Raw genomic sequence first — 26361 nt, 5'->3', positions numbered from 1 at the left:
GGCCAACCCCTCTGCTTCCGTTACTTCTGTGCGAGACGGTCCAGGATGAGCGGGCCCAGGTCCGTCACGTCGCCCGCGCCCATGGTGAGAACGAGATCACCGGGCCCGGCCATTCCCGCGATCACGGACGGCGCCTCGTCCTTGTCGTGCACCGGGGTCACGGCGGCGCCCGCCGCCCGGCCGGCGTCGATGATCAGCTCGCTGGTCACGCCCGGGAGCGGGTCCTCGCGGGCGGGGTAGATGTCGAGGACGACGGAGGCGTCCGCGAGGGCCAGCGCCTGCCCCATCTCCTTGCCCAGCTCCTGGGTGCGGGAGAACAGGTGCGGCTGGAAGACGACGAGGATGCGGGCGTCGCCCACGGCGGCGCGCATCGCCTCCAGGTCGGCCGTCATCTCCGTCGGGTGGTGCGCGTAGGAGTCGACGACCTGCACGCCGGCCTCCTCGCCCTTGAGCTGGAGGCGGCGCTTGACGCCGGTGTAGGCGGCCAGGGCGGACGCCAGCTCGGTGGCCGGGATCCCGAGCGAGACCCCGGCGACCAGCGCGGCGACGGCGTTGTGCGCGTAGTGGCGGCCGGGCACGGAGACCGCGAAGGTCAGCTCCCGCCCGTCGAGCAGGACGGTGACCTCGCTCCTCAGCCCCTGGGCCACCACCGACAGCACGCGCACGTCGGCGTCCTCGGCCTCCCCGTACGTCACCACCCGCACGCCCTCGACCCGCCGGGTCAGCTCCCGGGCGCCCTCGTGGTCGGCGGAGATCACCAGCGTGCCGCCGGGCACGATCTTCCCGGCGAACGTCTCGAAGGACTCGTAGATCTCGTCCATCGAGGCGTAGTTGGCGTGGTGGTCCAGCTCGACGTTGAGGACGATCGCGACCTCGGGGGCGTACTTGTGGAAGCTGCGGTCCGATTCGTCGGCCTCGGCGACGAAGATCTCGCCGTCGCCGTGCAGCGCGTTGGAGCCGGGCGCGTCCAGGTCGCCGCCGATGGCGTACGAGGGATTCAGGCCCAGCGCGGACAGGGAGACCGCGAGCATGGAGGTGGTGGTGGTCTTGCCGTGCGTGCCGGCGACCGCGATCGGCCGCAGGCCGTCCATCAGCCGGGCGAGGGCGTCCGAGCGGTGGACCACCGGGATGCCCAGCTCGGCGGCGCGGGCCAGCTCGGGGTTGTCCGCGCGGATCGCCGACGACACGACGACGCAGCTGGCGTCGTCGGCGAGGTGCTCCGCGGCGTGCCCGATGTGCACGGTCGCCCCGAGTGCCCGTAGGGCCTCGGCGGTCGGCGACTCCTTGGCGTCGCTGCCGGCCACCTCGGCCCCGCGCTGGGCCAGGATCTTGGCGATCCCGGACATCCCGGCCCCGCCGATGCCGATGAAGTGCGGTCGGTCCATGGCGGAAGGAAGGCCGGATGCCATGCGTGTCTCTCCCAGGTGCGGTACGACGGTGACGCCCCCACCCTATTCCGCGAACCCCCCACGACCGACCGAGGGGCACAGCGAACCACCCCGGGACACCGCACCACCCGGCCGAGGCCCACCGCACCCACCTCAGGGGCACGGCGAACCGCGCGACCGCCCCGACCACGGCAAGCCGCCCCCGGGACACCGCACCATCCGGCCGAGGGCCACCGCACCCACCTCAGGGGCGCGGGGAACCGCGCGACCGGCCCCGCACGACCGCGAGCCGCCCACCCCCCGCACCCCCACGGCGCACCGCCCCGCGAGACCGACGGACGTCAAGCGCACCGCCCCCGCGAGACCGACGGACGTCACACCTTGCTGTGGGAGAACAGCTTCAGCACCGGCACCCCCACCTTGTGCCGGGCCCGTGACGCCCAGTCGCGGTGGAAGAACTCCTCCACGTAGTGCGGGTCGGTCAGGACGATCACCTCGTCCGCCCCGGTCTCCTCGACGAGCGTCTTCAGCGCGTCCAGCGGGTGGTCCTCCACCAGCCGCCCCACCGCCTCCTTGCCGGCGGCGTGCAGGGCCTGCAGGGACACGTCCAGGGCCCGGACCCCGAACCCCTTGGCCTCGTCGCCCTCGGGCGTCTCGCCCTCCTTGGCCGCCTCGTCCAGCTCGCCGAGCGCGACGTCGTCGATGGCCCGCAGCAAGCGGTCCGCCTGGTCGCCGCGCGGCTGGAGCAGGACGTGGAACGAGACCTGTTCGTCACCGTGCAAAGTGGTGACGAACTCCACGTCCGCGGACGTCAGGGCCTTCTCGATCATCAAAACGCTTGTGAACACCAGCGCCTCATTCTCCTTCGAGGACCCCCGTGGCCCTCAGTCCTCCGCGGGCCGTCAAGCCCCTGCGGAAACCATCCTCCCCCGTGCTCGCACGGGGTCTGCGTGTCCTATGCCTGCCCACCCGGAGCCGACCGGAACGGAAGATTCCACCGAATTCGGCTTCCGGGGGTGCTGCCCCCACCTTCCCCCGTGGCGCCCCGCCACACCCCCTTCCACCTGGCACGTCAGGCGCGTGCGTACCGACCGAAGAGGAACCCGTCCTCCTCCAGGAGCGACACCAGGGCGAACCGTCGCGGAACCTCGACCTCCGGTCCGCCCGCGATGCGCTGCGCGCCGCCCGCAGCGAGCATCGGGGAGAGGGTCAGACACAGCTCGTCGAGCACCCCGGCGGCCACCAGCTGCCCGAGCAGCCGGGGGCCGCCCTCGGTGAGCAGCCGGGTGTGCCCGAGGGCGGCGAGGGCCCGGACGGCCCGCGCGGGGTCGACGCCCGCGCCGTCCCCGGCGGTCACCACCCGGGCGCCGGCCCGCTCGGCCGCCGCGACCCGGTCGGGGGCCGCCGCCGCGCCGGTCAGGATCAGGGTCGGGACCAGCGGGGAGGTGAAGAGGGGCAGTGAGAAGTCCAGGTCCAGGCCGGCGCTGACGATCGCGATCGCCGGGGCGGCGCCCTGGCCGGCCGCCTCCCGCCGTGCCGCGAACTCCGCACGCGCGCGTGCCGGGCGGTACTGCTCCCGGCGCACCGTCTCGGCACCGACGACCACCACGTCGGCGAGCGCCCGCAGAGTGCCGAAGACGCGCATGTCGGCCGGGTGGGAGATGGGCTGGGAGCGCCCGTCGTGCTGGGCGGCCCCGTCGAGCGTGGAGACCATGTTGGCGCGCAGCCAGGGCACGGGCCCGCCGGGGCCGGGTTCCGGGTAGGCGTAGGCGTCGGCGATCTCGTCGAGGCCCCACTCACGGGCCTCGCGGGCCTCACGGGCCTCACGGGCCCGCCGTGCCGCACCCCCCTCGCCCGGGGGGTCGGCCACTGTCTGGTCGGTCACAGGGAACAGCCGTCGCATGCCAGGCAGTCTGACACGGCGCTTACCATGGGGAACCGTGTCGTCCTCCCATCCCGCTCCCGCCGCCGGCCTCGACCCGACAGCCGACGCGGCCCCCGTGTCCCTCTGCGCCCGTGAGCCGCGTGTCCCCGCGGACCGGCTGGTCGCGGAGATGGTGCCGCCGCCCCGGTTCGACTCGGTGCGCTTCAGCACCTACCTCCCCGACCCGAACCAGCCCAGCCAGACACGGGCGGTGGAGGTCCTGGAGGACTTCGCCGCGGGTCTCGGCGGGGCGCACGCCACCGGTTCCGGCAGGCGGGGGTTCTTCGGCCTGGGCCGGGCGAAGGCCCCGAAGGTCCCCGCCGGCCCGCGCGGCGTCTACCTGGACGGCGGGTACGGCGTCGGCAAGACGCACCTGCTGGCCTCGCTGTGGCACGCCACCCCGGCCGAGCCCGCGCTCAAGGCGTTCGGCACCTTCGTCGAACTGACGAACCTGGTGGGCGCCCTCGGCTTCCAGCAGACGGTGCGGACCCTCTCCGGCCACCGGCTGCTGTGCATCGACGAGTTCGAACTGGACGACCCCGGCGACACCGTCCTGGTCTCGACGCTGCTGGGCAAGCTGGTCGAGGCGGGCGTCGCCCTCGCGGCCACCTCCAACACCCTGCCGGGCAAGCTCGGCGAGGGCCGGTTCGCGGCGGCCGACTTCCTCCGGGAGATCCAGGGTCTGTCCGCGCACTTCCGCGCCCTGCGCATCGACGGCGAGGACTACCGCCACCGCGGCCTGCCCGAGGCGCCGGCGCCGTACTCCGAGGAACAGGTCACGAAGGCGGCGTACGCCACCGCGGGGTCCTCGCTCGACGACTTCCCGCGCCTGCTCGACCACCTCGCCCGGGTCCACCCCAGCCGCTACGGCGCGCTGACCGATGGCCTGAAAGCGGTCTGCCTCACCGACGTCCGGCCGGTCCCCGACCAGTCGACGGCGCTGCGCCTGGTCGTCCTCGCCGACCGACTGTACGACCGCGAGGTCCCGGTACTGGCCTCCGGACTCCCGTTCGACCGCCTGTTCAGTGACGAGATGCTGAACGGCGGTTACCGCAAGAAGTACTTCCGGGCGATCTCCCGGCTCACCGCGCTGGCCCGCGACGCCAAGCGGCTCGTCGAGCCCGCCTGAGGATCCGCCCGCCCCGTCCGGGGGCCGGTTCACGCCACTCCACCCTCGTTTTTGAGGCGCAGTTCGTCCCGGGACGCGGAGTTGACCCTGCAAACAACTTTGCAGGGTTAACGTGTTTCTTGACCAATGATTGACCAGTCGTTGGTCCGGAGCAGAGACGTGAGGCGGCCGGGAGGGGGCTCATGTTCCGAGGCGCGACGGCCCGGAGCGCGGTTTCGCTCCTCGTCGCCGTCCTGCTGGCACTCCCTTTCTTCGCACTCGCCCCTTCCTTCGCACCTGCGCACACGGCCCGTCATGTCGAGGCCAAGGCTCAACCCGGAGTCGCCCTCTCCGCCACGTCCGCGCGCGAGGAGATCTCCGCCTCCCGCTCCTGCGGCCGGTCCGGGAAACCCTCCGACCCGCTGCGCCCGCGCGATCGGCACCGCGCCACCGCCACCGCCGATCGGACGCCACAACACTCCGAGCGCCCCCGGTCGGCCGAGGACCCGGCGGCCGGGCACCACGGCACCGGTCCGGCCGGGCACCACCGGCACCGGTCGAGACCCCCGACGCCCCACTCTCCGGCCGCCCTCCAGGTCTTCCGCTGCTGAGAGCGGCCCTCCGCCGCCGAAAACGGTCTTCCACCGCCGAAGCGGTGCGGAACAGCAGTTCCCCCACCTGTCCTGCACGTCCGACGCGCACCCCACCGCGCGCCAGGAGGAATCACCACATCATGCAGCCCCTCATCGACAACGCCCGCATGTTCGGACAGCGCCCTGAGGAGTTCGCCCGGCTCGCAGCGGGCCAGTCCCCCGAGGTCCTGTTCATCACCTGCTCCGACTCGCGGGTCGTCCCCGCCCTGATCACGGGCGCCCGCCCCGGCCAGCTGTTCGAGCTGCGCACCGCCGGCAACATCGTTCCCCCCTACGTCTCGAACCCCCCGACCGGCGAGGCCGCCACCATCGAGTACGCGGTGGAGGTGCTCGGCGTCCAGGACGTCGTCGTCTGCGGCCACTCGCACTGCGGTGCCGTCGGCGCGCTCGTGCGCGGCGACGACCTCGACGCCGTCCCGGCCGTGCGCGCCTGGCTCGCGCACGCCGCCGGCGAACCCGCGGCCGCCGACCCCGGCGACCCGGCCGTCGCGCAGGCCGTGCAGCACCACGTCCTCGCCCAGCTGCTGCGGCTGCGCTCCTACCCGTGCGTGGAGAAACGGCTCGCGGACGGCCGGCTGCGGGTGCGCGGCTGGTACTACGAGGTCCACACCGGTGCCGTGCGCGAACACCGCGCCGCCACCGACTCCTTCGAGGCCCTGTGAGGACCCCGATGACCAGGTTCCCCCACCTCAGGCGGGACTTCGCCGCCTCCCTCGTCGTCTTCCTGGTCGCGCTGCCGCTGTGCGTCGGCGTGGCCGTCGCCTCCGGCGCCCCGGCCGAGCTGGGGCTCGTCACCGGCATAGTCGGCGGCATCGTCACCGGCCTGATGCGCGGCAGCAGTCTCCAGGTGTCCGGACCGGCGGCCGGTCTGACCGTGCTGGTCTTCGAGGCGGTCCAGGAGTTCGGGCTGCCCGTCCTCGGTGTGATCGTGCTCGCCACCGGCCTGCTCCAGATCGCGATGGGCGCCCTGCGGCTGGGGCGCTGGTTCCGGGCCATCTCGGTCTCCGTCGTCGAGGGCATGCTGGCCGGGATCGGCCTGGTGCTGATCGCCGGCCAGCTGTACTCGCTGGTCGGCACCGAGGCCCCCGCGTCCGGCCCGGAGAAGATCGCCGGGCTGCCGGGGGCGCTCGTGGACGCCTTCGGCAGCACCGCCGCGCTCGCCTCGCTCTCCCTGGGCGCCGGCACCGTCGCCCTCCTCGTGGTGTGGAGGCGGCTGCCGGCGAAGGTGCGCACGGTGCCCGGCCAGCTCGCCGCCGTCGCCCTCGCCACCCTCGCCGCGCTGGTGCTGGACCTGCCGGTGGCCACCGTCGAGGTGCGGGGGCTGCTCGGCTCGATCCAGCCGCCGTCCCTGGACGCCGTCGGCGGGGCCGCCGGCGTCGGCCTGCTCGGCACCATCGTGGCGTTCACGCTGATCGCGTCCGCCGAGTCGCTGTTCAGCGCGGCGGCGGTGGACCGGCTGCACGACGGTCCGCGCACCGAGTACGACAGGGAACTCCTCGCGCAGGGCGCGGGCAACACCGTCTGCGGCGCGCTCGGCGCCCTGCCGATGACCGCGGTGATCGTGCGCAGCGCGGCCAACGTGCAGGCGGGCGCGCGCACCAAGGCGTCCCGGGTCCTGCACGGCGTCTGGCTGCTGCTGTTCGCGGCGCTCCTGCCGGACGTGCTGGCCTACATACCTCTCCCGGCGCTCGCGGGCATCCTGGTGCACGCGGGGGCCAAGCTCGTCCCCGTGCGGTCGCTCGTGTCGCTGTGGCGCGACCACCGGGGCGAGGCGCTGATCCTGGTCGTCACGGCCGTGTCGATCGTCGCGGTCAGCATGTTCGAGGGCGTCCTGATCGGTCTCGCGCTGGCGGTCGTCAAGACGGCCTGGGAGGCCTCGCACATCAGGATGGAGGTCGTCGACAAGGGCGCGGGCCCCGTCCGGGCCCACCTGTCGGGCAACGCCACCTTCCTGCGGCTGCCGAAGATCCTGGACAGTCTGGAGGCCCTGCCGCAGGACCGTCCGGTCGAGCTGGACCTCTCCGGTCTGCACCACCTCGACCACGCCTGCCGTACGGCGCTGGAGAACTGGGCGGTCCGGCACAGCGACGCCGGCACCGAACCGGTGCGGGTCACCATGGCCGCGTAGGGCGCGGCTCACCGAGGGACCGCGGCCCGCCCGCCGTCGGTTCCGGGACCCGGTACGTGGCCCCGGACCCGGCGGCGGGCCTATCTTTGCAGGACAGGCATGCCGGACCTCTGTCGGAGGAGGTCGTGATGGTCGAGGAACTGCTGACGGCGGCCGCGGCGGTCGGCGCCGCGGGGTTCGCGTACGTGGTGGCGGGCGCCCGGGTGGTGAAGCAGTACGAACGCGGGGTCGTCTTCCGGCTCGGCCGGGTCGCGGGCGAGGTGCGCCCACCGGGCTTCACCATGGTGGTGCCCTTCGTCGACCGGCTGCGCAAGGTCAATCTCCAGATCGTGACGATGCCCGTGCCCGCGCAGGAGGGCATCACGCGGGACAACGTGACCGTGCGGGTCGACGCGGTCGTCTACTTCCGGGTCGTGGACCCGGCGGCGGCGATCGTCAACGTCGAGGACTACCGCTTCGCCGTCTCGCAGATGGCGCAGACCTCGCTGCGGTCGATCATCGGCAAGAGCGAACTGGACGACCTGCTCTCCAACCGGGAGAAGCTCAACCAGGGCCTGGAGCTGATGATCGACAGCCCGGCGGTGGGCTGGGGCGTGCAGATCGACCGGGTCGAGATCAAGGACGTGTCGCTGCCCGACACGATGAAGCGCTCGATGGCCCGTCAGGCGGAGGCCGACCGTGAGCGGCGGGCCCGGGTCATCAACGCGGACGCGGAGCTCCAGGCGTCGCGGAAGCTCGCCGAGGCGGCGCAGCAGATGGAGGGCACCCCTTCGGCGCTCCAGCTCCGCCTCCTGCAGACGGTGGTGGCGGTGGCCGCCGAGAAGAACTCCACGCTGGTGCTGCCGTTCCCGGTGGAACTGCTGCGCTTCCTGGAGCGGGCCCAGCAACAGCCCCCGCAACAGCCGCAGCCGCAGCCGTCAGCCCAGCCATCACCACAGCCACCGCCGCAGTCCCCGCCCCAGCCGCCGCTCCCGCCGGCGTCACGACCCGAGGCCCCTCCGTCGCCGGCACCGTCGCCGTCGCCCCCGCCGGTGGAGCGGTGACACGGGCCACGCGCGTGGTTCCCGGGGCGGGCGCCGGGTGATAGACACGGCGGGGTCACCGTCCCTGTCCGCCAGCAGGAAGGTCACCCCATGTCCGCGACCCGTCGTCAGATCCTCGCCCGCACCGGTGCCCTGGGAGCGGGCATCGCCTTCTCCGGGGCGCTGTCCGAACTCTTCGCCGGTACGGCCGCCGCCCGGGACCTCGGCCACAGCGGCTACGGCCCCCTCGTGCCCGACCCGCACGGCCTGCTCGATCTGCCGGAAGGTTTCCGCTACCGGGTCCTGTCGCGCGAGGGCGACCCGCTGCGCTCCGGAGAGGGCCCCGTCCCCTCGAACCACGACGGCATGACGGCCCTCCCCGGCCGGAACGGCCGCGTCCACCTGGTCCGCAACCACGAGAACCGCCCCACCGCCCGGCACGCGGTCCCCACCGTGGCCGGCCTGACCTACGACCCGGCCGGCAAGGGCGGCTGTACGGCGCTGACGCTGGACCCCGGCAACCGGGTGCTCGCCGAGCGGGTCGCGATCGCCGGCACGGCCGTCAACTGCGCGGGCGGGCCCACCCCGTGGCACACCTGGCTGACCTGCGAGGAGACCGAGGACAGGGCCGGCACCAACGGCTACACCGAGGACCACGGCTTCGTCTTCGAGGTCGACCCGTCCGACCCGCGCCGCACCGGGGCGGTCCCCCTGACCGCGATGGGCCGTTTCCAGCACGAGGCGGTCGCGGTCGACCCGCACCTGGGGATCGTCTACGAGACGGAGGACGCCTTCCTCGAGCCCTTCGGCCTGTTCTACCGCTTCCTGCCCGAGAAGCCGCTGGGCGGCGTGGGCTCGCTGCGCGCGGGCGGCCGGCTCCAGGCGATGCGCGTGCCGGGCGTACCGGACCTGTCGTCGGTCCAGGAGACTGGCACGGGTTTCGACGGCGTCGAGTGGGTCGACGTACCCGACCCGCTGGCCGCCGGGACCCCGATCAGGCTCCAGGACTTCGGCCCGAAGGGCGTCACGCACGCGCAGAAGCTGGAGGGCTGCTACTGGGGCGGGCGGTGCGTGTACTTCGTGTCGTCGTTCGCCCGCGCCACGGACGGTTCGGCGGCCGACCACTTCGGCCAGATCTGGCGCTACGACCCGGCCCGCCGCCGGCTGACCCTGGTGATCGTCTTCGGCCCGGACACGGACGTCCGGCTGCCGGGCGAGTCCCCCGACAACATCTGCCTCGCCCCGAGCGGCGGCCTGATGGTCTGCGAGGACGGCAACGGCGCCCAGCACGTCTTCGGGGTGACGCGGGGCGGCGAGGTCTACGCGATGGCACGCGGACGCCAGGCGATCACACCGGCCGCCACCGCGGCGGGCGGCACACCGCAGGAGCCCGAGTGGGGCGAGTTCGCCGGCGTCACCTTCTCGCCCGACGGCCGGACGATGTACGTCAACTGCTACACGCCGGGGACGACGTTCGCGGTGACGGGCCCCTGGCGCCGGTAGACGGGTGATCCGGGCGGGTGATCCGGGCGGGTGACACGGCACGAGGCGCGCGCATATTTACACACGATCAGGGCTTGGTCGCTCGTAGCTTCATACGGTGATCCCTCCCGTACGCCGTCTCGCCACCGTCGGCGCCCTCGGTGTCCTCGGTGCCGTGCTCGCCGCCTGCGGCACCGCCGAGGCACCCCGCGCCGACCGCCCGGCCCCCGGCCGGCCCTCCGCCGACCGGTCCTCCACCGGCCGTCCCTCGCCCGCCGCGTCCCGGCCGCCCACTCTCGCGCCGGGCCCGGCCGGCCTGGCTCCCGTCTTCGCGCACGCGCCCCGCACCCGCGACAAGACCGTCGCCCTCACCTTCGACGCCGACATGACCGCCGGCCAGGGGGCGCGGGCGGCGGCCGGCGAGCACTTCGACAATCCCGGACTGATCGCGGCCCTGCGCACGTTGAAGGTGCCGGCGACCGTGTTCATGACCGGCCGGTGGGCCGAGGAGTACCCGGCCCAGGCCCGCGCCATCGGCCGGGACCCGCTCTTCGAGGTCGCCAACCACTCCTACAGCCACTACGCCTTCACCGACGACTGCTACGGCCTGCCGACCGTGGAGCGCGAGGCGATGCGGGCGGACGTGGAACGGGCCTACGCGGCCTTCCGCGCGGCCGGGGTCCCGGAGGCGATGCCGTACTTCCGCTTTCCGGGCGGCTGTTACGACGGGGAGGCGCTGCGCGCGGTGAGCGGCACCGGCGTGACGGCGGTGCAGTGGGACGTGGTGAGCGGCGACGCCTTCGCCACCGACGCGGACGCGGTGGCCCGGCAGGTCCTGGAGGGCGTGCGGCCGGGATCGGTGGTGGTCATGCACTGCACGCGCAGCGCCGCCCCGGTCACCGAGCGGGCGGTGCGCGCGATCGTGCCCGAACTGCGCCGCCGGGGCTACCGGTTCGTGAAGGTGTCCGAGCTGATCGACGCCGCGGGCGGCCGCCGCTGAGTCCTCCCGCCGCTCTCGTACGCTGGGGTCATGAGCGACGACAGCGACGGCGCCTCCTGCCGGATCGACGTGACCGGGCCGCCCGGGACCGGGGGGCCGCCGTACGCGGAGTGCGTGCTGTGCCGCGAGCCGACGGAGTACCCGCGGTCGTACAGGGGGATCACGCTGTGCCCCGTGTGCGAGTGGCAGGAGGCCCAGCGGACGGCCTGTTCGGGCTGAGCTCCGGCCGCACGGCGGCCGGGGGGTGACCAGGGGGGCCGGTGACCGGGGTCCGGGGTCGCGCCGGTCGCGCCGGTCCTGTCCAGTACCCTGCGCCGGGTGAGTGAGAGCCCGTTCCAGACCGAGCCGAATCCGCGTGACCAGGCGCCGCAGTTCGTCCTTCCCCTCGTTGTGCGGTTGGAGAAGACCGACCCGCCCGGCCGCACCGACGCGCTCGAGACGGCCGCCCGGGCCGTGCTCGTGCTCCTGAGCGACGAGCGGGCCCGCGGGGAGGGCGAGTGGGCGCGGGCCGTACGGGACTGGCAGGACGCCCGCATCCGCAAGGTCGTGCGGCGGGCCCGCGGGGCCGAGTGGCGGCGGGCCGGGGAACTGCCCGGGATCACCGTGACCGGAAGGACGGCGGAGGTGCGGGTGTTCGTGCCGGTGCCGCTGGACGGGTGGCCGAAGGAGCTGGCGAAGCTCCAGGTGTCGGGGACCGACCTCGACGACCCGCGGGAGCCGTCGCCGGCCGCTCCGGGGGTGCCGGTGCTGTGGATGAGCCCCGAGGTGGAGATGTCGGCGGGCAAGGCCATGGCGCAGGCCGGGCACGGCGCGCAGCTCGCCTGGTGGGAACTGTCCGACGCGGAGCGGTCGGCGTGGCGCGAGGCGGGTTTCCCGCTGGCCGTGCGCACCGCGGAGCCCGGGCGCTGGCGTGAGCTGACGGCGAGCGGTCTGCCGCTGGTGCGGGACGCGGGGTTCACCGAGATCGCGCCGGGCAGCTGCACGGTGGTCGCGGAACACCCGGCGCTGCGCTCGCGATGACGGCGGCGCCGTCGCCGGTGCCGTCACCGATGCCGAGGCCGTCACCGATGCCGTCACCGGTGCCGGTGCCGGTGCGACCGGGCCGGTCCCGCCTTCGCTCCCTCCCGCCTTCACCGCGTCCCGCCGTGCCTCCTTCCCTCCCCCGGTGAACCGGGCGGGCCGCTCCCCCGTACTTCCCGGGGCCGGGCCGGCCGTGCGGGGGGCGCGGCCGAACCTCAAATGTTGCTCTGAAGGAGCGCCGCCGGCGGTTCGGGCCCGGCCGGCGGGGTCATATCCCGGTCACCACGCCGGGGGGTCGGCGATGAAGGAGGGGGCCATGACGCGGCTCGGTACGGGAATCGGCTGGCGGCCGGAGATCGCGGACGCCGTGGAGCGCATGCCGGGCATCGACTGGGTCGAGGCCGTGGCCGAGAACGTCTGCCCCGGTCACCTCCCCGCGTCCCTGCTGCGGCTGCGCGAACGCGGGGTCACCGTCGTGCCGCACGGCGTCTCGCTCGGCCTCGGCGGCGCCGACCGGCCCGACGCGGGGCGGCTGGCCGCGCTCGCCGCACGGGCCGAGGCACTGGGCTCGCCGCTGGTCACCGAGCACATCGCGTTCGTCCGGGCGGGCGGTCCGCTGACCGCGACGCCCGGGCTGGAGGCCGGGCACCTGCTGCCCGTGCCGCGCACCCGGGACGCGCTGGACGTGCTGTGCGAGAACGTGCGCGTCGCGCAGGAGTCGCTGCCCGTGCCGCTCGCCGTGGAGAACATCGCGGCGCTGCTCGCCTGGCCCGGCGAGGAGATGACGGAGGGGCAGTTCCTGTACGAGCTGGCCGACCGCACGGGCGTCCTGCTGCTCGTCGACGTGGCCAACCTGCACACCAACCACGTGAACCGCGGCGAGGACCCCGCCGAGGCGCTCGCCGAGCTTCCGCTGGAGGCCATCGCGTACGTCCATGTCGCGGGCGGCTTCGAACGGGACGGCGTCTGGCACGACAGCCACGCGCATCCGGTGCCGCGTCCCGTCCTGGACATCCTGACCGACCTCACCTCCCGCGTCACCCCGCCGGGGGTGCTGCTGGAGCGCGACGAGAACTTCCCCGCACCCGGGGAACTGGAGGGGGAGGTGGGCGCGATCCGGGAGGCGGTGGAGCTGGGGGCGCGCCGGCGGGTGGCGACCGCGCCGCGGGAGGTGCCGGCCGCGGGGACCGGGGAAGCGGGACCACGCGCGGCGGGGACCGGGAAGAGCGAGCCGCCGGCCACCGGTCCGGAGACGGCAGGACCGTCCACCACGGGGACCGGGGAAGCGGAACCACCCGCGGCGGAAGCCGGGCGGACGACACGGCGGAAAGCGGAAGTCGAGGGGACGGCACGACAGGAGGCCGAGGCCGAGGGGACGGCACGGCAGGAGACGGAAGCCGAGCGGACGGCACGGCAGGAGACGGAGGCCGGGGAGACCGAGCCGTCGGCCGTCGGCGACGCCACGCGGCAGCGGCTCGGGCTCGCCCAGGCCGCCCTGTTGTCCGCGCTGGTGGCCGGGACGCCCGCCCCGGAGGGCTTCGACCGGGTGCGGCTCGGCGTGCAGGCCCGCGCGCTGGCCGCGAAGCGGGCCGACGTGGTGGCGAAGCTGGCGCCGGAGCTGCCCCTGATCCTGGGCGCCGACTACCGGTCCGCGTTCCTCGCCCATGCCCAGCGCCACCCGATGCGCGGCGGCTACCGGCAGGACGCCCTGGACTTCGCCGAGCGGTTGCTGCTGGACGGGCGGCCGGCACCGGGCCGGGCCCGGCGCGAACTGCGGCGCTGGTGGCTGGACCGCTCGGGCCCGGCGCCGAGGCCGCTGTCCCGGCTGAGGCGGCTGGGACGGCTGGGACGAACGGGGCGCTCGCCGATCGGCCGGTGACCGGGGCCGCACCCCGGCCGTCGAAGCCGTCGGAAGCCCCCCGCCGAAGCCGTCGGGAGACCCCCGCGTCGAAAGCGTCGGGAGACCCCGCGTCCGAGTGTGCCGGGGGTAACACCGGGGCCGGCCGACCCTCCCGGCGAGCGTTTCCCTACGTTTTCCGCCCTTTTGCCGCATGTTCCCGGAGGGGATTTCACACCGGAAGCCCGAGGCACGGCGTTTGCCCCTCGGGCGGCGGTTGCGTCCGCGGGCGAAGTAATATGCCCACCCCGCACCCGAAGTCCGCACCCGAAGCACGCGCGTGCGGTGCCGTGAGCAGGAGGCACCATGCGACCCCGACCCCCGATCAGGGGCAGAGGCATCTTCAGCGGCACCGGGCTCATCGTCGTCGGCCTGGCCGCGACGCTCGTCGCGCTGCTCCTCCCCCTCTGGTCCTACGAGGACCGGACCGGCACCGGCGTCGACGTGCTGGACGCCGAGACCGTGGCGACGCCGTACGGGCCGCTGTCCGGGCTCGACCGCGACTTCGTCACCAAGGTGCGGCTGGCCGGGCTGTGGGAGCTGCCGGCGGGCCGGCAGGCGCAGGCCGAGGGCACGACGGAGGCCGTGCGGACGGCGGGACGGCACCTCGTCGAGGGGCACGCCTTCCTGGACGAGCGGGTGCGCACGGTCGCCGCGCAGCTCGGGCTCGCCCTGCCGAACGAGCCCACCGACCAGCAGCAGGACTGGCTGGAGGAACTGGACGCGGCGCGGGGCGAGGACTTCGACCGGGAGTTCGCCAACATCCTGCGCCTCGCGCACGGCCGGGTGTTCTCCGTCGTCGCGCAGGTGCGGGCGGGCACCCAGAACGTGCTGGTGCGCGACCTCGCCGACGACGCCAACACCACGGTCCTGGACCACATCAAGGTCCTGGAGGCCACCGGCCGCGTCGACTTCGCCCGCCTCGCCCGGGATCTGGCGGCGGGCGGCACCCCGCCGGTCACCCGCTCCCCCGCTCCGCCCGGCCCGGTCGCCGACCCGGGAACGGTCGTGCCGCTCGCCCCGTCCTCACCGTCGGGCCCCCCGCTCCCGCCGGCCGCGACCGGCCCGCCGCCGTCCGGCGGTTCCTGACCCGGCGCACGAGTCCGGCCTCGTGCGCCCCGGCGCGTCCGGGTTCCCCGGGGGCGCACGAGGGGCATCGGCGCCGACACCCTCGTGCGGTGCTTGCCTTCGCCGACGGGCGCGCCAAGCATCCCTTCTGTCGCCGCCGCGCCCCGAAGGGACACCCGATGAGAGCAGCCGTCCTCCACTCGGCCACGGGAGCCCTGCTCCTGACCCTCCTGTCCGCCGTCCCCGCGGGCGGGACCCCCGGTGCCGTCCCCGGTGCCGTCCCTGGAGCCGCCCCCGGTGCCGTCCCCGGTGTCGCGGGGGTCGTGCTCGCCGCCGAGCGGGCCGCGGCGAAGGGCATCGCCTTCGGCGCCTGCTCCGGCGTGCCGGACCTGCCGGCCGGCGTCGAGTGCGGCACCGTCAGCGTGCCGCTCGACTACGCGCGGCCCGACGGCGAGCAGCTCCGACTGGCCGTCAGCCGGGTCCGGGCCACCCACCGCGACCCGCACAACAGCAAGCACCGCGTGCCCCGGCAGGGTGCGCTGGTCTTCAACCCGGGCGGGCCGGGCGCCTCGGGACTGTACTTCCCGCTGGCCGGCATGGTTCCCGCGTGGAAGCGACTCGGCGCCGCCTACGACCTGGTGGGGTACGACCCGCGCGGGGTCGGCCGCTCGGCCCCGCTGTCCTGCGAGGACCCGAAGACCTTCTTCAAGGGGCCCGCCCCCGCGCCGACGCACCCCTCGCAGGCGTACAAGCGGGAGCGGATCGCGCGGGCGAAGGCGTACGCGCGGGGCTGCGCGCGGCGGACGGGCGACGCGCTGCGGCACTACCACTCGCTGAACAACGCCCGCGACCTGGACGTCCTGCGGGCCGCGCTGGGCGAGGACCGGCTGACGTTCCTGGGGGCGTCGTACGGCACCTACTTCGGGGCGCTGTACGCGACGCTGTTCCCCTCGCACGTGCGGCGGATGGTGTTCGACGCGGCGGTGAACCCGGACCCGGCGCGGATCTGGTACCGCAACAACCTCGGCCAGTCGGCGGCGTTCGAGAGCCGCTGGGAGGACTTCCGCGAGTGGGTCGCCCGGCACGACCGGGTGTACGGGCTGGGCGGCACCCCGAAGGCGGTGCTGCGCAGTTACGAGCGGGCGCGGGCGCGGCTGACCGCCAAGCCGGCCGGCGGCCGGGTGGGTCCCGCGCAGTTGCAGGGCGCGTTCCTCCAGGCCGGTTACTACGACGACTACTGGCCCTCGCGCGCCGAGGCGCTGTCGGCGTACCTGAAGGGCGATCCGAAGCGGCTGATCGCGCTGGCCGCGCCGGCCCCGGAGGCGGCGGCGGAGGCGGAGAACGCGAACGCCGTCTACACGGCCGTGGAGTGCAACGACGGGCCGTGGCCGACGGACTTCCGGGTGTGGGACCGGGACAACACCCGGCTCGCGCGGGTGGCGCCGTTCGAGACCTGGGACAACGTGTGGGCGAACCTGCCGTGCGCGTACTGGCCGGCGCCCCGGCAGCAGCCGCCGGACGTGCGGACCGGGCCGGGCGAGCTGCCCGCGACGCTGATCCTGGCGGCCGAACGGGACGCCGCGGCACCCTACGACGGGGCCCTGGAGCTGCACCGGCGGCTGACGGGCTCGGTGCTGGTGACGGAGCGCGACGCCGGCACCCACGGCATCGCGGGCGGACCGAACCCCTGCGTCAACGGCCACCTGGAGGCCTACCTGCTCCAGGGGCGGCTGCCGGCCCGGCGCGCGGCCTGCGCCCCGCACGCGGAACCGCGGCCGGCCGGCCGCGCCGGGAAGGCGGCGGCCGTCCGGCCGGCGCGCTGATCAGGCGAGGCCCGCGACCAGTTCGGCGACGTCCCTGCGACGGCCGGTGTAGAACGGGACCTCCTCGCGGACGTGCAGCCGCGCCTCGGAGCCGCGCAGGTGACGCATGAGGTCGACGATGCGGTACAGCTCGTCGGCCTCGAAGGCGAGGATCCACTCGTAGTCGCCGAGGGAGAACGAGGCGACCGTGTTGGCGCGGACGTCCGGGTAGCCGCGGGCCATCTTGCCGTGGTCGGCGAGCATGCGGCGGCGGTCCTCGTCGGGCAGCAGGTACCAGTCGTAGCTGCGCACGAACGGGTAGACGCTGATGTAGTCGCGCGGCGTCTCGTCGGCGAGGAACGCCGGGATGTGCGAGCGGTTGAACTCGGCGGGGCGGTGCAGCGCCATGTTCGACCAGACCGGCTCCAGGGCGCGGCCCAGCCGGGTGCGGCGGAAGAGGTTGTACGCCTCCTGGAGCTGGTCGCTGGTCTCGGCGTGCCACCAGATCATCAGGTCCGCGTCGGCGCGCAGGCCGGACAGGTCGTAGGTGCCGCGGACCGTGACGTCCTTGGCGGCGAGCTGGTCGAACAGCTCCTGGACCTCGTCGGCGTAGCCGGTGCGGTCCTCGGGAAGGGCGTCCTTCAGCTTGAAGACGGACCACAGCGTGTAGCGGATGACCTCGTTGAGGTCCTTGGCCAGCTTGCCCTTGTTCGGGATCCTGCCGGGCTCGGTGGTGGGGGCGTCGTCACTCATGGTTCTCATTCTCCCGCTCCGCCGTGCAGACTTTGCACGGGGTTGGCCGTCAGCTCGCGCGCGGTGCTCCCGTCGCCGCCGGTCGCGTCGGCCGCCGCGTACGCGCTCGCGATGCAGGCGGGGATGCCGACGCCGTCGTAGGCCGCGCCGCACACCGCGAGGCCGGGGAGCTTCGCGAGGTGCTCGCGGACGCGGGCCACGCGCGCGTGGTGGCCCACGGGGTACTGGGGCAGGCCGTCCGTCCAGCGGGTGACGCGGGTCTCCAGGGGCGTGGCGTCCAGGCCGACGGCGGCCTTCAGGTCGTGGCGCGAGACGTCGACGAGTCCGGCGTCGGAGCGCTCCAGGACCTCCGTCTCGCCGTACCGCCCGACGGAGGTGCGCAGCACGGTCACGTCCGGGTCCTCGTCGGCGATCCAGCCCCACTTGCGCGAGGCGAACGTGGACGCCTTGACGGTGCGGCCGTCGACGGGCGGGACGAGGAATCCGCTGCCGTCGGGCAGGACGGCCTCGGAGCGGCGGAAGGCGAGGGTGACGAGGGCCATCGAGGCGTACTCGACGGTGCGCAGTTCGGCGGCGGCCCCGGGGGACTCGGCGGCGAGCAGCGTGGCGGCGGCGGGGGCGGGGACGGCGACGACGACGCCGTCGGCGTGCAGGACCCGGTCGCCGGCGGTGACGCGCCAGCCGCCGGCCGGGTCGCGGCGCAGGGCGCTCACCGGCGTGCGCGTGAGGATCTCGCCGCCGCGCGCTCCGACGGACGCGGCCACCGCGAGCGGCAGCGAGCCGACGCCGCCCTCGATGCCCAGGAACACGGGTCCGGTCCGCTGGTGGGCGGCGGCCTTCGCCTGGATGTCGCGGACGGCCTCCGTCAGCGAGCGGTGGGTGCGCGCGGCCTCGAACAGCTGCGGGACGGCCGAGCGCATCGAGATGCGGTAGGCGTCACCGGCGTAGACCCCGCCGAGGAGCGGCTCCACCAGGCGGTCGACGACCTCGCGGCCCAGGCGGGCCGCCACGTACTCCCCGACGGCCACGTCCTCGCCGATCTCCGTGCGGGGCAGGTCGGCGTCCCGGGCGATCCGGGCGAGGCCCTCGTCGGAGAGGAGGCCGGCGAGCGCGGCGGCGGTGCCGGGGACGCCCATGACGTGGCCCTTGGGCATGGGGCGCAGGGCGCCGCGGGTCCAGACGGAGGCGGTGGCGGTGGCCGGCGGCTGCAGGCGCTCGCCCAGGCCCGCCTCGCGCGCGAGGGTCACCGCCTCGGGACGGCGGGCGAGCATCGACTCGGCGCCCAGGTCGACCCGGACCCCCGCGATCTCGCCGGGCAGGAGCTTGCCGCCGACCCGTTCGGACGCCTCCAGCACGGTGACGCGCGCGCCGCGCCCCAGCAGCCGGTGGGCGGCCGCCAGGCCCGCGATCCCGGCTCCCACCACGACGACGTGCTCCGTGCTCGTACCCGTTGCGCTCATGCCCCCCACTCTCTCAGACCCCACCGGCGCTCCGGCCAGGGCCATGTGGCCCCACCGAGTCCCGACCGTGACCGCTTCGGGACCGTCGCGGCCGAACGTCGCGCCCCGCCCCGGCGTCGAAGGACCGTCAGCCGTCGCCGAACCCTCGGGGGGTACGCCCACATGCGCACACGACGTTCCGTACGACCGGCCCACGCCCTGGCGGGCGTCCTGCTCGCGGCCGCCGTCGCCCTCACCGGGTGCGGCGCGAACGACACGGGGGCGGGCAGCACTTCCGACAAGGCGGCCGGCCCGGAGGCCGGCGCGGCGCGGCCCGCCGAGGACGCCGGGTCGGGCGCGGGCGCCAAGTCCGGTGCGGACTCGGGCGCGGGCGGGTCGCGGGCCACCGCGGCGCCGAAGCCGTCCGTCAGCCGCATCATCCGCACCGCCACCCTGACCGTGCGGGTCGAGAACGTGACCAAGGCCCTCGACCGGGCGCGCGCCACCACCGAGAACGCGGGCGGCTACATCGGCGACGAGACGACCGTCCACGACGAGGACGGTGCCGAGGAGACCCGCGTCGTCCTGCGCGTGCCGGTGGAGGAGTACGACGACGTCCTGGCCGGGCTGCAGGGGGCGGGCAAGCTCCTGGAGCGCACGGCGAAGGCCCAGGACGTCACCGACCAGGTCGTCGACGTGGAGAGCCGGATCACCTCGCAGCGGGCCAGCGTGACCCGCGTCCGCGCGCTGATGGACCGGGCGACGAAGCTGAGCGACGTGGTCACCCTGGAGGGCGAACTGAGCCGCCGGGAGGCCGACCTGGAGGCCCTGCTCGCCCAGCAGGCGTCCCTGAAGGACCGCACCAGCATGGCCACGATCACGCTGACCCTGTCCGAGAAACCCGTGCCGGTCGAGGCCGGGGACGACGACCCCGGGTTCGTGGACGCGCTGGCCGGCGGCTGGGACGCGTTCGTGACGATGCTGCGCTGGATCGCGATCGCGTTCGGCGCGGTGCTGCCGTTCGCCGCGGTGCTCGCCCTGGCACTGCTGGTGTGGCTGCGGCTGCTGCGCCCCCGACGCCGGGCGGCCCACCCGGCCGAGCCCGAGGGGCGGACGGCCGACCGGGACTGAGCGGGCGGGCGGCGCCGGACCTCTTCGGGGCCCGGCTCCAGGGCCCCGCGCCGCCCCGGGCGTCGGCACCCTGCGGCCGCGGCGCGCCCCGGAAGCCGGCCGGGCCCGAGAAGCGGGCCGTCGGCCCGGCGCGTGCTGCGCGCCGGCGGTCCGCGAGCCGCTCGGCGGGGAGACCCCGGCCGAGCCGTCGCGGACGCCCGAGGCGCTGTCCGCTGTCCGCCGTCGGCCCCGGTCCGGCTGCGGTTGCGGTTGCCCTCTCCCGAGGGCGGCGAGGCCCGCGTGTGCGGCCTCACCGGCCCTTCGACGTCTCCCGGCCGACGGTCTCCCGCCGTCTCCGGAGGTGTGGGGGGCGGGCCGGATGGACCGTCAAGTCCGTGACCCGGTCGGCCCGGTGGGGGCGAGGGCGGGCGGGGTGCCGTGGCGTCCGCCCCGTAGCGTGTCCGCATGAGCATGAGCGAGAGCGCGCGCCCCGGGGCGGCCGGGCGGAAGCGGCTGGTCGTGATCGGCGGCGACGCCGCGGGCATGTCGGCGGCGTCCCGGGCCCGTCGGCTGAGGGGGCCCGGGGAACTGGACGTCGTGGCCTTCGAGCGCGGCCACTTCACGTCCTACTCGGCCTGCGGCATCCCGTACTGGGTGGGCGGTGACGTCGAGGAGCGGGACGATCTGATCGCCCGCACGCCGCAGGAGCACCGCGCGCGCGGGATCGACCTGCGCCTGCGCACCGAGGTCACGGAGATCGACCTCGGCCGGCAGCGGGTGCGCGCGCGTGACGTCGACTCGGGGGCGGAGTCCTGGACGTCGTACGACGACCTCGTGATCGCCACCGGGGCCCGGCCGATCCGGCCGGACATGCCGGGGGCCGACGCCGAGGGGGTGCACGGGGTGCAGACGCTCGACGACGGGCAGGAACTGCTCGACTCGCTCGCGCGCACCCGCGCCCGCGGGCGGCACGCCGTGGTGGTCGGGGCGGGCTACATCGGCGTGGAGATGGCCGAGGCGCTCATCAAGCGGGGCTACCTGGTGACGGTCGTCAACCGGGGCGGCGAGCCGATGTCCACGCTCGACCCGGACATGGGCCGGCTGGTGCACGAGGCCATGGAGGGCCTCGGCATCACCATGGTGAACGACGCCGAGGTCACCGGGCTGCTCACCGGTGACGACGGCCGGGTGCGGGCGGTCGTCACGGCGGACGCCGAGTACCCGGCGGACGTGGTGGTCCTCGGCATCGGCGTCCGCCCGGAGACCGCCCTCGCCGAGGCCGCCGGACTGCCGCTCGGCGCCCACGGCGGTCTCCTCACCGACCGGGCGATGCGGGTGCGCGGCCACGAGAACGTCTGGGCCGGCGGCGACTGCGTCGAGGTCCTCGACCTGGTCTCCGGCCAGGAACGCCACATCCCCCTCGGCACCCACGCCAACAAGCACGGCCAGATCATCGGCACCAACGTCGGCGGCGGCTACGCCACCTTCCCCGGCGTCGTCGGCACCGCCGTCAGCAAGGTCTGTGACCTGGAGATCGCCCGCACGGGCCTGCGCGAGAAGGACGCGCGCAGGGCGGGCCTGCGGTACGAGGCGGTCACCGTCGAGTCCACCAGCCGGGCCGGCTACTACCCCGGCGCCTCCCCCATGACCGTCAAGATGCTCGCCGAACGCCGCACGGGCCGCCTCCTCGGCGTGCAGATCGTCGGCAGGGAGGGTGCGGGCAAGCGCGTCGACATCGCGGCGGTGGCCCTGACGGCGGGCATGACGGCCGAACAGATGACCACCCTGGACCTGGGCTACGCCCCGCCGTTCAGCCCGGTGTGGGACCCGGTGCTGGTGGCGGCGCGGAAGGCGGCCGCGAAGGTGCGCGACGCACGGGGATAGCGGCAGCGGCAGCGGCCGCCCTCGCGCATCCGGCCCGCACGGCCCCGACCCGCACGGTCCCGGCCCGCACGGCCTCGGCCTAAGCGGTCCCGGCCTAAGCGGTCCCGGTCAGCCTCGGCAGCGCGGAGACCGCCGGAGGCTGCTGCTCGGCCGTCGGCTTCGCGTGCGCCGCCGGCGCCGGCCGGGACCGCAGGCGGTGGCTGACGGCCTCGTCGAGGGTCACCGGCCGCTGGTGCTGCGCGGCCAGCCGCCCCGCCTCCTGGCCGAGCCGGGCCACGTCCTCCCAGGGCAGTCTGATCACCAGCGCGATCTCCGCCTCACCGTCGGGCGTGGCGTGCATCGGAGGGGTCACCCTGTCGTTCATCGCCTGTTCCTCACGTCGTTCCCGCGGTCCGCCTTCCCAGTGCCGCGGGCGGTTGCCGGTTCATACGCGTCCGCGGGGAACCGCGTTCACCGGTTCACCGAACGGATCGGGGGCAGTACTTCCTTGTGGTCATCCCCGTCCATGACGTGAATCCCGCGCGCCGCACCCCCGTGGTGACGTATGCGCTGATCGCCGTGAACGTCTTCGTGTTCCTGTTCATGCCGGGCCTGTCCGGCTCGGTGGCGGGTGACAGCACGTTGGCGCAGACCTGCCACCTGCACGCGTTCCTGGATCAGTACGCGGCCGTCCCGCGCGAGTTGATCCACCATCGGTTCCCGCAGCTCGTCCCCACCGGGGACGTGCGCGGCGGCGGCTGTCTGCTGGGGCCGCCGGGCTACGACAAGTCCCCGGTGCTCAGCGTCCTGACCGCGATGTTCCTGCACGGCGGCTGGCTGCACCTGCTGGGCAACATGCTGTTCCTGCTGATCTTCGGCAACAACATCGAGGACCGCATGGGCCACGTCCGCTTCGCGCTGTTCTACGTCGCCTGCGGCTACGCGGCGTCGTACGGCTTCGCGCTCGTCAACGCCGACTCGGCCGACCCGCTGATCGGCGCCTCGGGAGCGATCGCGGGCGTGCTGGGCGCCTATCTGGTGCTGTACCCGAAGGCCAGGGTGTGGGTGCTCGTCCCGTTCCTGGTCTTCCTGCCGCTGCGGCTGCCGGCCTGGGTGGTGCTGGGCTTCTGGTTCGGGCTCCAGGCGGTGTACTCCTCCGGCGAGGGCGTGTCCGACGTGGGCACGGTGGCGTACGCGGCGCACGTCGTCGGCTTCCTGGCGGGCATGCTGCTCGCCTGGCCGCTGAAGAGGGGCACGCCGCCGCCCCCGGAGCCGCGCGGCCTGCTGTTCGGCAGGAGGGCGCGGCCCGGCTGGTGAGGCGGGCGGCGGGTCAGCGGGCCGTGCGGGTGTGGACGTACTCCACGAGGCGGGACAGCGCGTCCGGGTCGGTGGACGGCATGACGCCGTGCCCGAGGTTGAAGACGTGGCCCTCCAGGCCCGCGGCGGCGTCGAGGACCTCGCGGGTCTTGGCCTCGACGGCCTCCGTGGAGGAGAACAGCACGGTCGGGTCGAGGTTGCCCTGGAGCGCCTTGCCGGGGCCGACGCGGCGGGCGGCCTCGTCGAGCGGGACGCGCCAGTCGACGCCGACGACGTCCGCGCCCGCCTCGCCCATGAGCCGGAGCAGCTCGCCGGTGCCGACGCCGAAGTGGATCCGCGGGACGCCGTACCCGGCGACGGCCTCGAAGACCTTCACCGAGGCCGGCATCACCGAGCGGCGGTAGTCGGCCGGGGCGAGGGCGCCCACCCACGAGTCGAACAGCTGGACCGCCGACGCGCCCGCCTCGATCTGCACCTTCAGGAAGGCGGCCGTGATGTCCGCGAGACGGTCCAGCAGGTCGGCCCACAGCTCGGGGTCGCCGTACATCATCGCCTTGGCGTTCTCGTACGTGCGCGACGGGCCGCCCTCGACGAGGTAACTCGCGAGGGTGAAGGGCGCGCCCGCGAAACCGATGAGGGGGGTGGAGCCCAGCTCGCGGGTCAGCAGGCCGATGGCCTCGGTGACGTAGGAGACGTCCTCGGGGGTGAGGTCGCGCAGCCGGGCGAGGTCGGCGCGGGTGCGGATCGGCTCCGCGACGACCGGGCCGACGCCCGGCTTGATGTCGAGGTCGAGGCCGATCGCCTTGAGCGGGACGACGATGTCGCTGAAGTAGATCGCCGCGTCCACGCCGTGCCGGCGCACCGGCTGGAGGGTGATCTCGGCGACCAGCTCGGGCCGCATGCAGGACTCGAGCATCGGGATGCCCTCGCGCACCTTGCGGTACTCGGGCAGCGAGCGCCCGGCCTGGCGCATGAACCACACGGGCGTGTGCGGCACCGGTTCGCGCCGGCACGCCTTCATGAAGGGGCTGTCGTACGTCGCTGTCGGCTGCCGGCCCGCGGGGCTCTCGTTCACGCTCACGACGGCAAGTCTCCCACGACGCGGAAAGCCCGCGGAAACCGGCGGTCCGCCCCGTCCCGCCCCCGCGGCGCCCGCCGACGACCCCCGCCCGCGCGCCTGTTCGCCCAGCGCGCAGCCGTCCGGGGTCCGCGCACGGGTGTCTTGCCCTGCGCGAAGCTTCGGTTCCCCTTAATGTTCCCGGCATGGCTGCGGCTCAGGGACGACTGTCGGACGGTACGGGCGGGATGGATGACGGGAACGGGGAGGACCGGGAGGGGGGCAGGGCGGCCCCGGCGCCCTTCCGGGCCGCCGTCGACGCGCTGCGGACCGCCCGGCTGCGGCCCCAGATCGAGATCGAGCCGACCCCCGCCCCGCGACGCCTCGCGCCGTACGCGTACGCGCTGGAGGCGACGGTCGTGGACGGCGACCAGGACCTGGCCGACGGGCGTCTGGTCCTGCTGCACGACCCGGCCGGGCACGACGCCTGGCGCGGCACCTTCCGGCTGGTCACCCTCGTGCGGGCGGAGCTGGAGCAGGAGATGGCGGTGGACCCGCTGCTGCCGGACGTGTGCTGGTCCTGGCTGACCGGGGCGCTCCAGGCGCGCGGCCTGACGTACGGCGAGCCGAGCGGCACGGTCACGCGGGCGAGTTCGCACTACTTCGGCGGCATGTCGGAACGCCCGGCGTCCTCGCAGATCGAGATCCGGGCCTCCTGGACGCCCCGCGAGGGGCTCGGCTCGGTCCCGGACACGGCGGCGCACCTGGCGTCCTGGTGCGATCTGCTGGCGCAGGTCGCGGGGCTGCCGCCGGCCGGTCCGGGGGACGCGTCCGTGGTGACGCTGCCGCAACGGCGGGGGCCGCAGTCGCGCTGACCGCGCGCACCGGCGGCGACGGGTCCCGTCACCGCCCGGCACCCCCTGACCTGCCCCGGTTCCCGGGCTGCCCGGCTGCCCCGGTTCCCGGCTTGGCCGGCCGTCCGGCTTTCACCGATCCCACCCACCCCTCACACCGGCTCCGCCACCCCGTCGCGGTCCGTCGAGGCCCGTCGAGGCCTGTCGACCGCGCGTGCTCGCACGCCGTGTTCGGGTCCGACAACCGCGGAGTCCCCCGAACGGCCGCCCCGATTGACCATCTCTTTGTCGATACGGCCACTTTCGATCCCATACGACATCCGCCCAAACCGATTCGATCTTCGGGCGATCGATCAAGCGTCCGAATTGCACAGATTTTTACTCACTAGATCGTGATCATTTTCTAAAGGACCCACGGTCCGGTGCCGAAGACGACTGTGACCTTGAAAGCACGGTTCGTCCCCCGCTCCATCCCCGCGAACCGGCCCCGTCGTTCCCTCCCCCCCCCTCCCAGGAGGCCTGGTGTCCGTTCTCCTCGAGCAGCCCGCAAGCCTGGTCGCCTACCGCCCGAACAAGCCCACCGCCATGGTGGTCGTGGCCGACCCGCGCGTCCGTTCCACCGTCACCCGCCATCTGTGGGCGCTCGGTGTGCGCGATGTCATCGAGGCCTCGTCCGTCGCGGAGGCTCGTCCCCGCGTCGGCAATCCCCGCGACATCTGCGTCGCCGAGGTCCACCTTCCCGACGGCTCCGGCCTCACCCTGCTGTCGGAGACCCGCGCCGCGGGCTGGCCCAACGGGCTCGCCCTGTCCGCCGCCGACGACATCGGCGCCGTACGCAACGCCCTCGCCGGCGGCGTCAAGGGCTACGTCGTCACCGGCACCCGCACCAACGTCGGGCTCCCCACCCGGCCCGGTGCCGCCCCCATCGGCGCGGCCGCCGCCCGCCTCCACCGCCGCCCCCCGGGTGCCCCGAGCCACCCGGGCGGCTACCGCGAACTGTCCGGCCGCGAGGTGGAGGTGCTGCGACTGGTCGCCGAAGGCCAGTCCAACAAGGCGATCGGCGTCTCGATGGGCCTGTCCGCGCTGACCGTCAAGAGCCACCTCGCCCGCATCGCCCGCAAGCTCGGCACGGGCGACCGCGCCGGGATGGTCGCGGTGGCGCTGCGCACCGGCATCATCCACTGATCCCCTGCGACTCCCTTCCCCCCTTCTCCCTTCTTTCCCCTCCTCCCCCCGCACCCTTCCATCTCTCCTACACCCTTCTCCCTTCCCTCCCCTTCGATCCGCCCCGATCCCTCCCCGTTCTTCACCCACCCCACCGGTTCGCCCCGTTCGCTCCCGTCGGCCCGGCCGGTTTCCCTCCCCCTCCCCCGGCCTGACTGGTTTGCGACCCTGCGGCGGGGGCCCCCCCGCCCCGGCCGGGGGGGGCCCCCCCCCCCCCCCCCACAACCCCACCAGCGGACCCCACCCCCCCAA

The 26361-nt window shown here is 74.6% G+C and carries 23 protein-coding genes; 16 read left to right on the top strand and 7 right to left on the bottom strand.

What is annotated here, in order from left to right; genetic code table 11:
* Window positions 1-20: 20 nt before the first annotated feature.
* From murC to ACF09K_RS21170, 3 genes are all read right to left on the bottom strand, one after another.
* Window positions 21-1409, bottom strand: coding sequence for a UDP-N-acetylmuramate--L-alanine ligase (murC, locus tag ACF09K_RS21180; protein WP_392245650.1), 1389 nt, complete (start codon window positions 1407-1409; stop codon window positions 21-23).
* A 353-nt stretch (window positions 1410-1762) separates the two neighbouring features.
* Window positions 1763-2236, bottom strand: coding sequence for an indole-3-glycerol phosphate synthase (locus ACF09K_RS21175; RefSeq protein ID WP_392245649.1), 474 nt, complete (start codon window positions 2234-2236; stop codon window positions 1763-1765).
* A 224-nt stretch (window positions 2237-2460) separates the two neighbouring features.
* Entirely contained in the window at window positions 2461-3291 is an 831-nt protein-coding gene (locus ACF09K_RS21170) for a pyrimidine reductase family protein (RefSeq protein WP_392245647.1), read from the bottom strand.
* Here ACF09K_RS21170 and zapE point away from each other — a divergent pair.
* The 11 genes from zapE to ACF09K_RS21115 all read left to right on the top strand — a co-directional run bounded on the left by zapE (window position 3290) and on the right by ACF09K_RS21115 (window position 16513).
* Window positions 3290-4441 carry a cell division protein ZapE gene (gene zapE, locus ACF09K_RS21165; protein WP_392245645.1) on the top strand — a complete coding sequence of 384 codons (1152 nt, stop codon included), beginning with the start codon at window positions 3290-3292 and terminating at the stop codon, window positions 4439-4441. The two genes, ACF09K_RS21170 and zapE, sit on opposite strands and share 2 nt — an antisense overlap.
* Before the next feature lie 712 nt (window positions 4442-5153).
* The gene (locus ACF09K_RS21160; RefSeq protein ID WP_392245643.1) at window positions 5154-5735 is read left to right on the top strand and encodes a carbonic anhydrase; all 582 of its coding nucleotides are present in this window, start codon (window positions 5154-5156) and stop codon (window positions 5733-5735) included.
* An 8-nt stretch (window positions 5736-5743) separates the two neighbouring features.
* Complete coding sequence (locus ACF09K_RS21155) at window positions 5744-7201, top strand: SulP family inorganic anion transporter (RefSeq protein ID WP_392245641.1); 1458 nt, start codon at window positions 5744-5746, stop codon at window positions 7199-7201.
* 128 nt (window positions 7202-7329) lie between these two features.
* Entirely contained in the window at window positions 7330-8244 is a 915-nt protein-coding gene (locus tag ACF09K_RS21150) for a slipin family protein (RefSeq protein WP_392245639.1), read from the top strand.
* A gap of 90 nt (window positions 8245-8334) precedes the next feature.
* Window positions 8335-9726 (top strand): alkaline phosphatase PhoX, encoded by a 1392-nt coding sequence (locus ACF09K_RS21145; RefSeq protein ID WP_392245637.1) that lies wholly within the window; start codon window positions 8335-8337, stop codon window positions 9724-9726.
* A gap of 97 nt (window positions 9727-9823) precedes the next feature.
* Entirely contained in the window at window positions 9824-10705 is an 882-nt protein-coding gene (locus tag ACF09K_RS21140) for a polysaccharide deacetylase family protein (protein ID WP_392245635.1), read from the top strand.
* A 30-nt stretch (window positions 10706-10735) separates the two neighbouring features.
* Window positions 10736-10924, top strand: coding sequence for a hypothetical protein (locus ACF09K_RS21135; RefSeq protein ID WP_392245634.1), 189 nt, complete (start codon window positions 10736-10738; stop codon window positions 10922-10924).
* 99 nt (window positions 10925-11023) lie between these two features.
* The gene (locus ACF09K_RS21130) at window positions 11024-11725 is read left to right on the top strand and encodes an aminoacyl-tRNA hydrolase (protein ID WP_392245632.1); all 702 of its coding nucleotides are present in this window, start codon (window positions 11024-11026) and stop codon (window positions 11723-11725) included.
* Between the two features lie 316 nt (window positions 11726-12041).
* A complete protein-coding gene (locus ACF09K_RS21125; RefSeq protein WP_392245631.1) occupies window positions 12042-13604 on the top strand; it encodes a DUF692 family multinuclear iron-containing protein in 1563 nt (520 codons plus the stop codon).
* Window positions 13605-13928: 324 nt separating this feature from the next.
* Window positions 13929-14711 (top strand): DUF4142 domain-containing protein, encoded by a 783-nt coding sequence (locus ACF09K_RS21120; RefSeq protein WP_392245629.1) that lies wholly within the window; start codon window positions 13929-13931, stop codon window positions 14709-14711.
* Window positions 14712-14869: 158 nt separating this feature from the next.
* Window positions 14870-16513 carry an alpha/beta hydrolase gene (locus tag ACF09K_RS21115; protein WP_392245627.1) on the top strand — a complete coding sequence of 548 codons (1644 nt, stop codon included), beginning with the start codon at window positions 14870-14872 and terminating at the stop codon, window positions 16511-16513.
* On the opposite strand, the gene hemQ is transcribed toward ACF09K_RS21115, so the two are convergent.
* Together hemQ and hemG are read right to left on the bottom strand one after the other, a co-directional pair.
* Window positions 16514-17245, bottom strand: a complete 732-nt coding sequence (hemQ, locus tag ACF09K_RS21110; protein ID WP_392245625.1) for a hydrogen peroxide-dependent heme synthase — start codon at window positions 17243-17245, stop codon at window positions 16514-16516.
* Between the two features lie 5 nt (window positions 17246-17250).
* On the bottom strand, window positions 17251-18705 hold the full coding sequence (gene hemG / locus ACF09K_RS21105; protein WP_392245623.1) for a protoporphyrinogen oxidase: 1455 nt from the start codon (window positions 18703-18705) through the stop codon (window positions 17251-17253).
* 162 nt (window positions 18706-18867) lie between these two features.
* Here hemG and ACF09K_RS21100 point away from each other — a divergent pair, with 162 nt between their 5' ends.
* Complete coding sequence (locus ACF09K_RS21100) at window positions 18868-19815, top strand: DUF4349 domain-containing protein (protein ID WP_392245622.1); 948 nt, start codon at window positions 18868-18870, stop codon at window positions 19813-19815.
* 450 nt (window positions 19816-20265) lie between these two features.
* A complete protein-coding gene (locus ACF09K_RS21095; RefSeq protein WP_392245997.1) occupies window positions 20266-21678 on the top strand; it encodes an FAD-dependent oxidoreductase in 1413 nt (470 codons plus the stop codon).
* A 94-nt stretch (window positions 21679-21772) separates the two neighbouring features.
* On the opposite strand, the gene ACF09K_RS21090 is transcribed toward ACF09K_RS21095, so the two are convergent.
* Window positions 21773-22042: a hypothetical protein gene (locus ACF09K_RS21090; RefSeq protein ID WP_392245621.1), complete on the bottom strand. Its 270-nt coding sequence runs from the start codon at window positions 22040-22042 to the stop codon at window positions 21773-21775.
* A 125-nt stretch (window positions 22043-22167) separates the two neighbouring features.
* On the opposite strand from ACF09K_RS21090, the gene ACF09K_RS21085 reads away from it, so the two are divergent.
* Window positions 22168-22974, top strand: a complete 807-nt coding sequence (locus tag ACF09K_RS21085) for a rhomboid family intramembrane serine protease (protein ID WP_392245619.1) — start codon at window positions 22168-22170, stop codon at window positions 22972-22974.
* Between the two features lie 13 nt (window positions 22975-22987).
* On the opposite strand, the gene hemE is transcribed toward ACF09K_RS21085, so the two are convergent.
* Window positions 22988-24055 carry a uroporphyrinogen decarboxylase gene (gene hemE, locus ACF09K_RS21080; protein ID WP_392245617.1) on the bottom strand — a complete coding sequence of 356 codons (1068 nt, stop codon included), beginning with the start codon at window positions 24053-24055 and terminating at the stop codon, window positions 22988-22990.
* A gap of 182 nt (window positions 24056-24237) precedes the next feature.
* Here hemE and ACF09K_RS21075 point away from each other — a divergent pair, with 182 nt between their 5' ends.
* On the top strand, window positions 24238-24906 hold the full coding sequence (locus tag ACF09K_RS21075) for a DUF3000 domain-containing protein (RefSeq protein WP_392245615.1): 669 nt from the start codon (window positions 24238-24240) through the stop codon (window positions 24904-24906).
* Between the two features lie 501 nt (window positions 24907-25407).
* Window positions 25408-26070 (top strand): LuxR C-terminal-related transcriptional regulator, encoded by a 663-nt coding sequence (locus tag ACF09K_RS21070; RefSeq protein ID WP_392245614.1) that lies wholly within the window; start codon window positions 25408-25410, stop codon window positions 26068-26070.
* The last annotated feature ends 291 nt before the right edge of the window (window positions 26071-26361 follow it).

This window comes from Streptomyces sp. NPDC014882 (assembly GCF_043081325.1).
In the GTDB taxonomy this organism is placed as follows: Bacteria; Actinomycetota; Actinomycetes; order Streptomycetales; family Streptomycetaceae; genus Streptomyces.
The sequence above is the reverse complement of the archived record's forward strand: the minus strand, read 5'-3'. Positions and strand labels throughout refer to the sequence as shown.

Excerpts from the sequence above, each read along its gene's own strand:
- murC (WP_392245650.1), bottom strand. The coding sequence starts at position 1,409 with ATGGCATCCGGCCTTCCTTCCGCCATGGACCGACCGCACTTCATCGGC.
- zapE (WP_392245645.1), top strand. The coding sequence starts at position 3,290 with ATGCCAGGCAGTCTGACACGGCGCTTACCATGGGGAACCGTGTCGTCC.
- ACF09K_RS21170 (WP_392245647.1), bottom strand. The coding sequence starts at position 3,291 with ATGCGACGGCTGTTCCCTGTGACCGACCAGACAGTGGCCGACCCCCCG.
- ACF09K_RS21160 (WP_392245643.1), top strand. The coding sequence starts at position 5,154 with ATGCAGCCCCTCATCGACAACGCCCGCATGTTCGGACAGCGCCCTGAG.
- ACF09K_RS21155 (WP_392245641.1), top strand. The coding sequence starts at position 5,744 with ATGACCAGGTTCCCCCACCTCAGGCGGGACTTCGCCGCCTCCCTCGTC.
- ACF09K_RS21150 (WP_392245639.1), top strand. The coding sequence starts at position 7,330 with ATGGTCGAGGAACTGCTGACGGCGGCCGCGGCGGTCGGCGCCGCGGGG.
- ACF09K_RS21145 (WP_392245637.1), top strand. The coding sequence starts at position 8,335 with ATGTCCGCGACCCGTCGTCAGATCCTCGCCCGCACCGGTGCCCTGGGA.
- ACF09K_RS21135 (WP_392245634.1), top strand. The coding sequence starts at position 10,736 with ATGAGCGACGACAGCGACGGCGCCTCCTGCCGGATCGACGTGACCGGG.
- ACF09K_RS21125 (WP_392245631.1), top strand. The coding sequence starts at position 12,042 with ATGACGCGGCTCGGTACGGGAATCGGCTGGCGGCCGGAGATCGCGGAC.
- ACF09K_RS21120 (WP_392245629.1), top strand. The coding sequence starts at position 13,929 with ATGCGACCCCGACCCCCGATCAGGGGCAGAGGCATCTTCAGCGGCACC.
- ACF09K_RS21115 (WP_392245627.1), top strand. The coding sequence starts at position 14,870 with ATGAGAGCAGCCGTCCTCCACTCGGCCACGGGAGCCCTGCTCCTGACC.
- hemQ (WP_392245625.1), bottom strand. The coding sequence starts at position 17,245 with ATGAGTGACGACGCCCCCACCACCGAGCCCGGCAGGATCCCGAACAAG.
- hemG (WP_392245623.1), bottom strand. The coding sequence starts at position 18,705 with ATGAGCGCAACGGGTACGAGCACGGAGCACGTCGTCGTGGTGGGAGCC.
- ACF09K_RS21100 (WP_392245622.1), top strand. The coding sequence starts at position 18,868 with ATGCGCACACGACGTTCCGTACGACCGGCCCACGCCCTGGCGGGCGTC.
- ACF09K_RS21095 (WP_392245997.1), top strand. The coding sequence starts at position 20,266 with ATGAGCGAGAGCGCGCGCCCCGGGGCGGCCGGGCGGAAGCGGCTGGTC.
- ACF09K_RS21090 (WP_392245621.1), bottom strand. The coding sequence starts at position 22,042 with ATGAACGACAGGGTGACCCCTCCGATGCACGCCACGCCCGACGGTGAG.
- ACF09K_RS21075 (WP_392245615.1), top strand. The coding sequence starts at position 24,238 with ATGGCTGCGGCTCAGGGACGACTGTCGGACGGTACGGGCGGGATGGAT.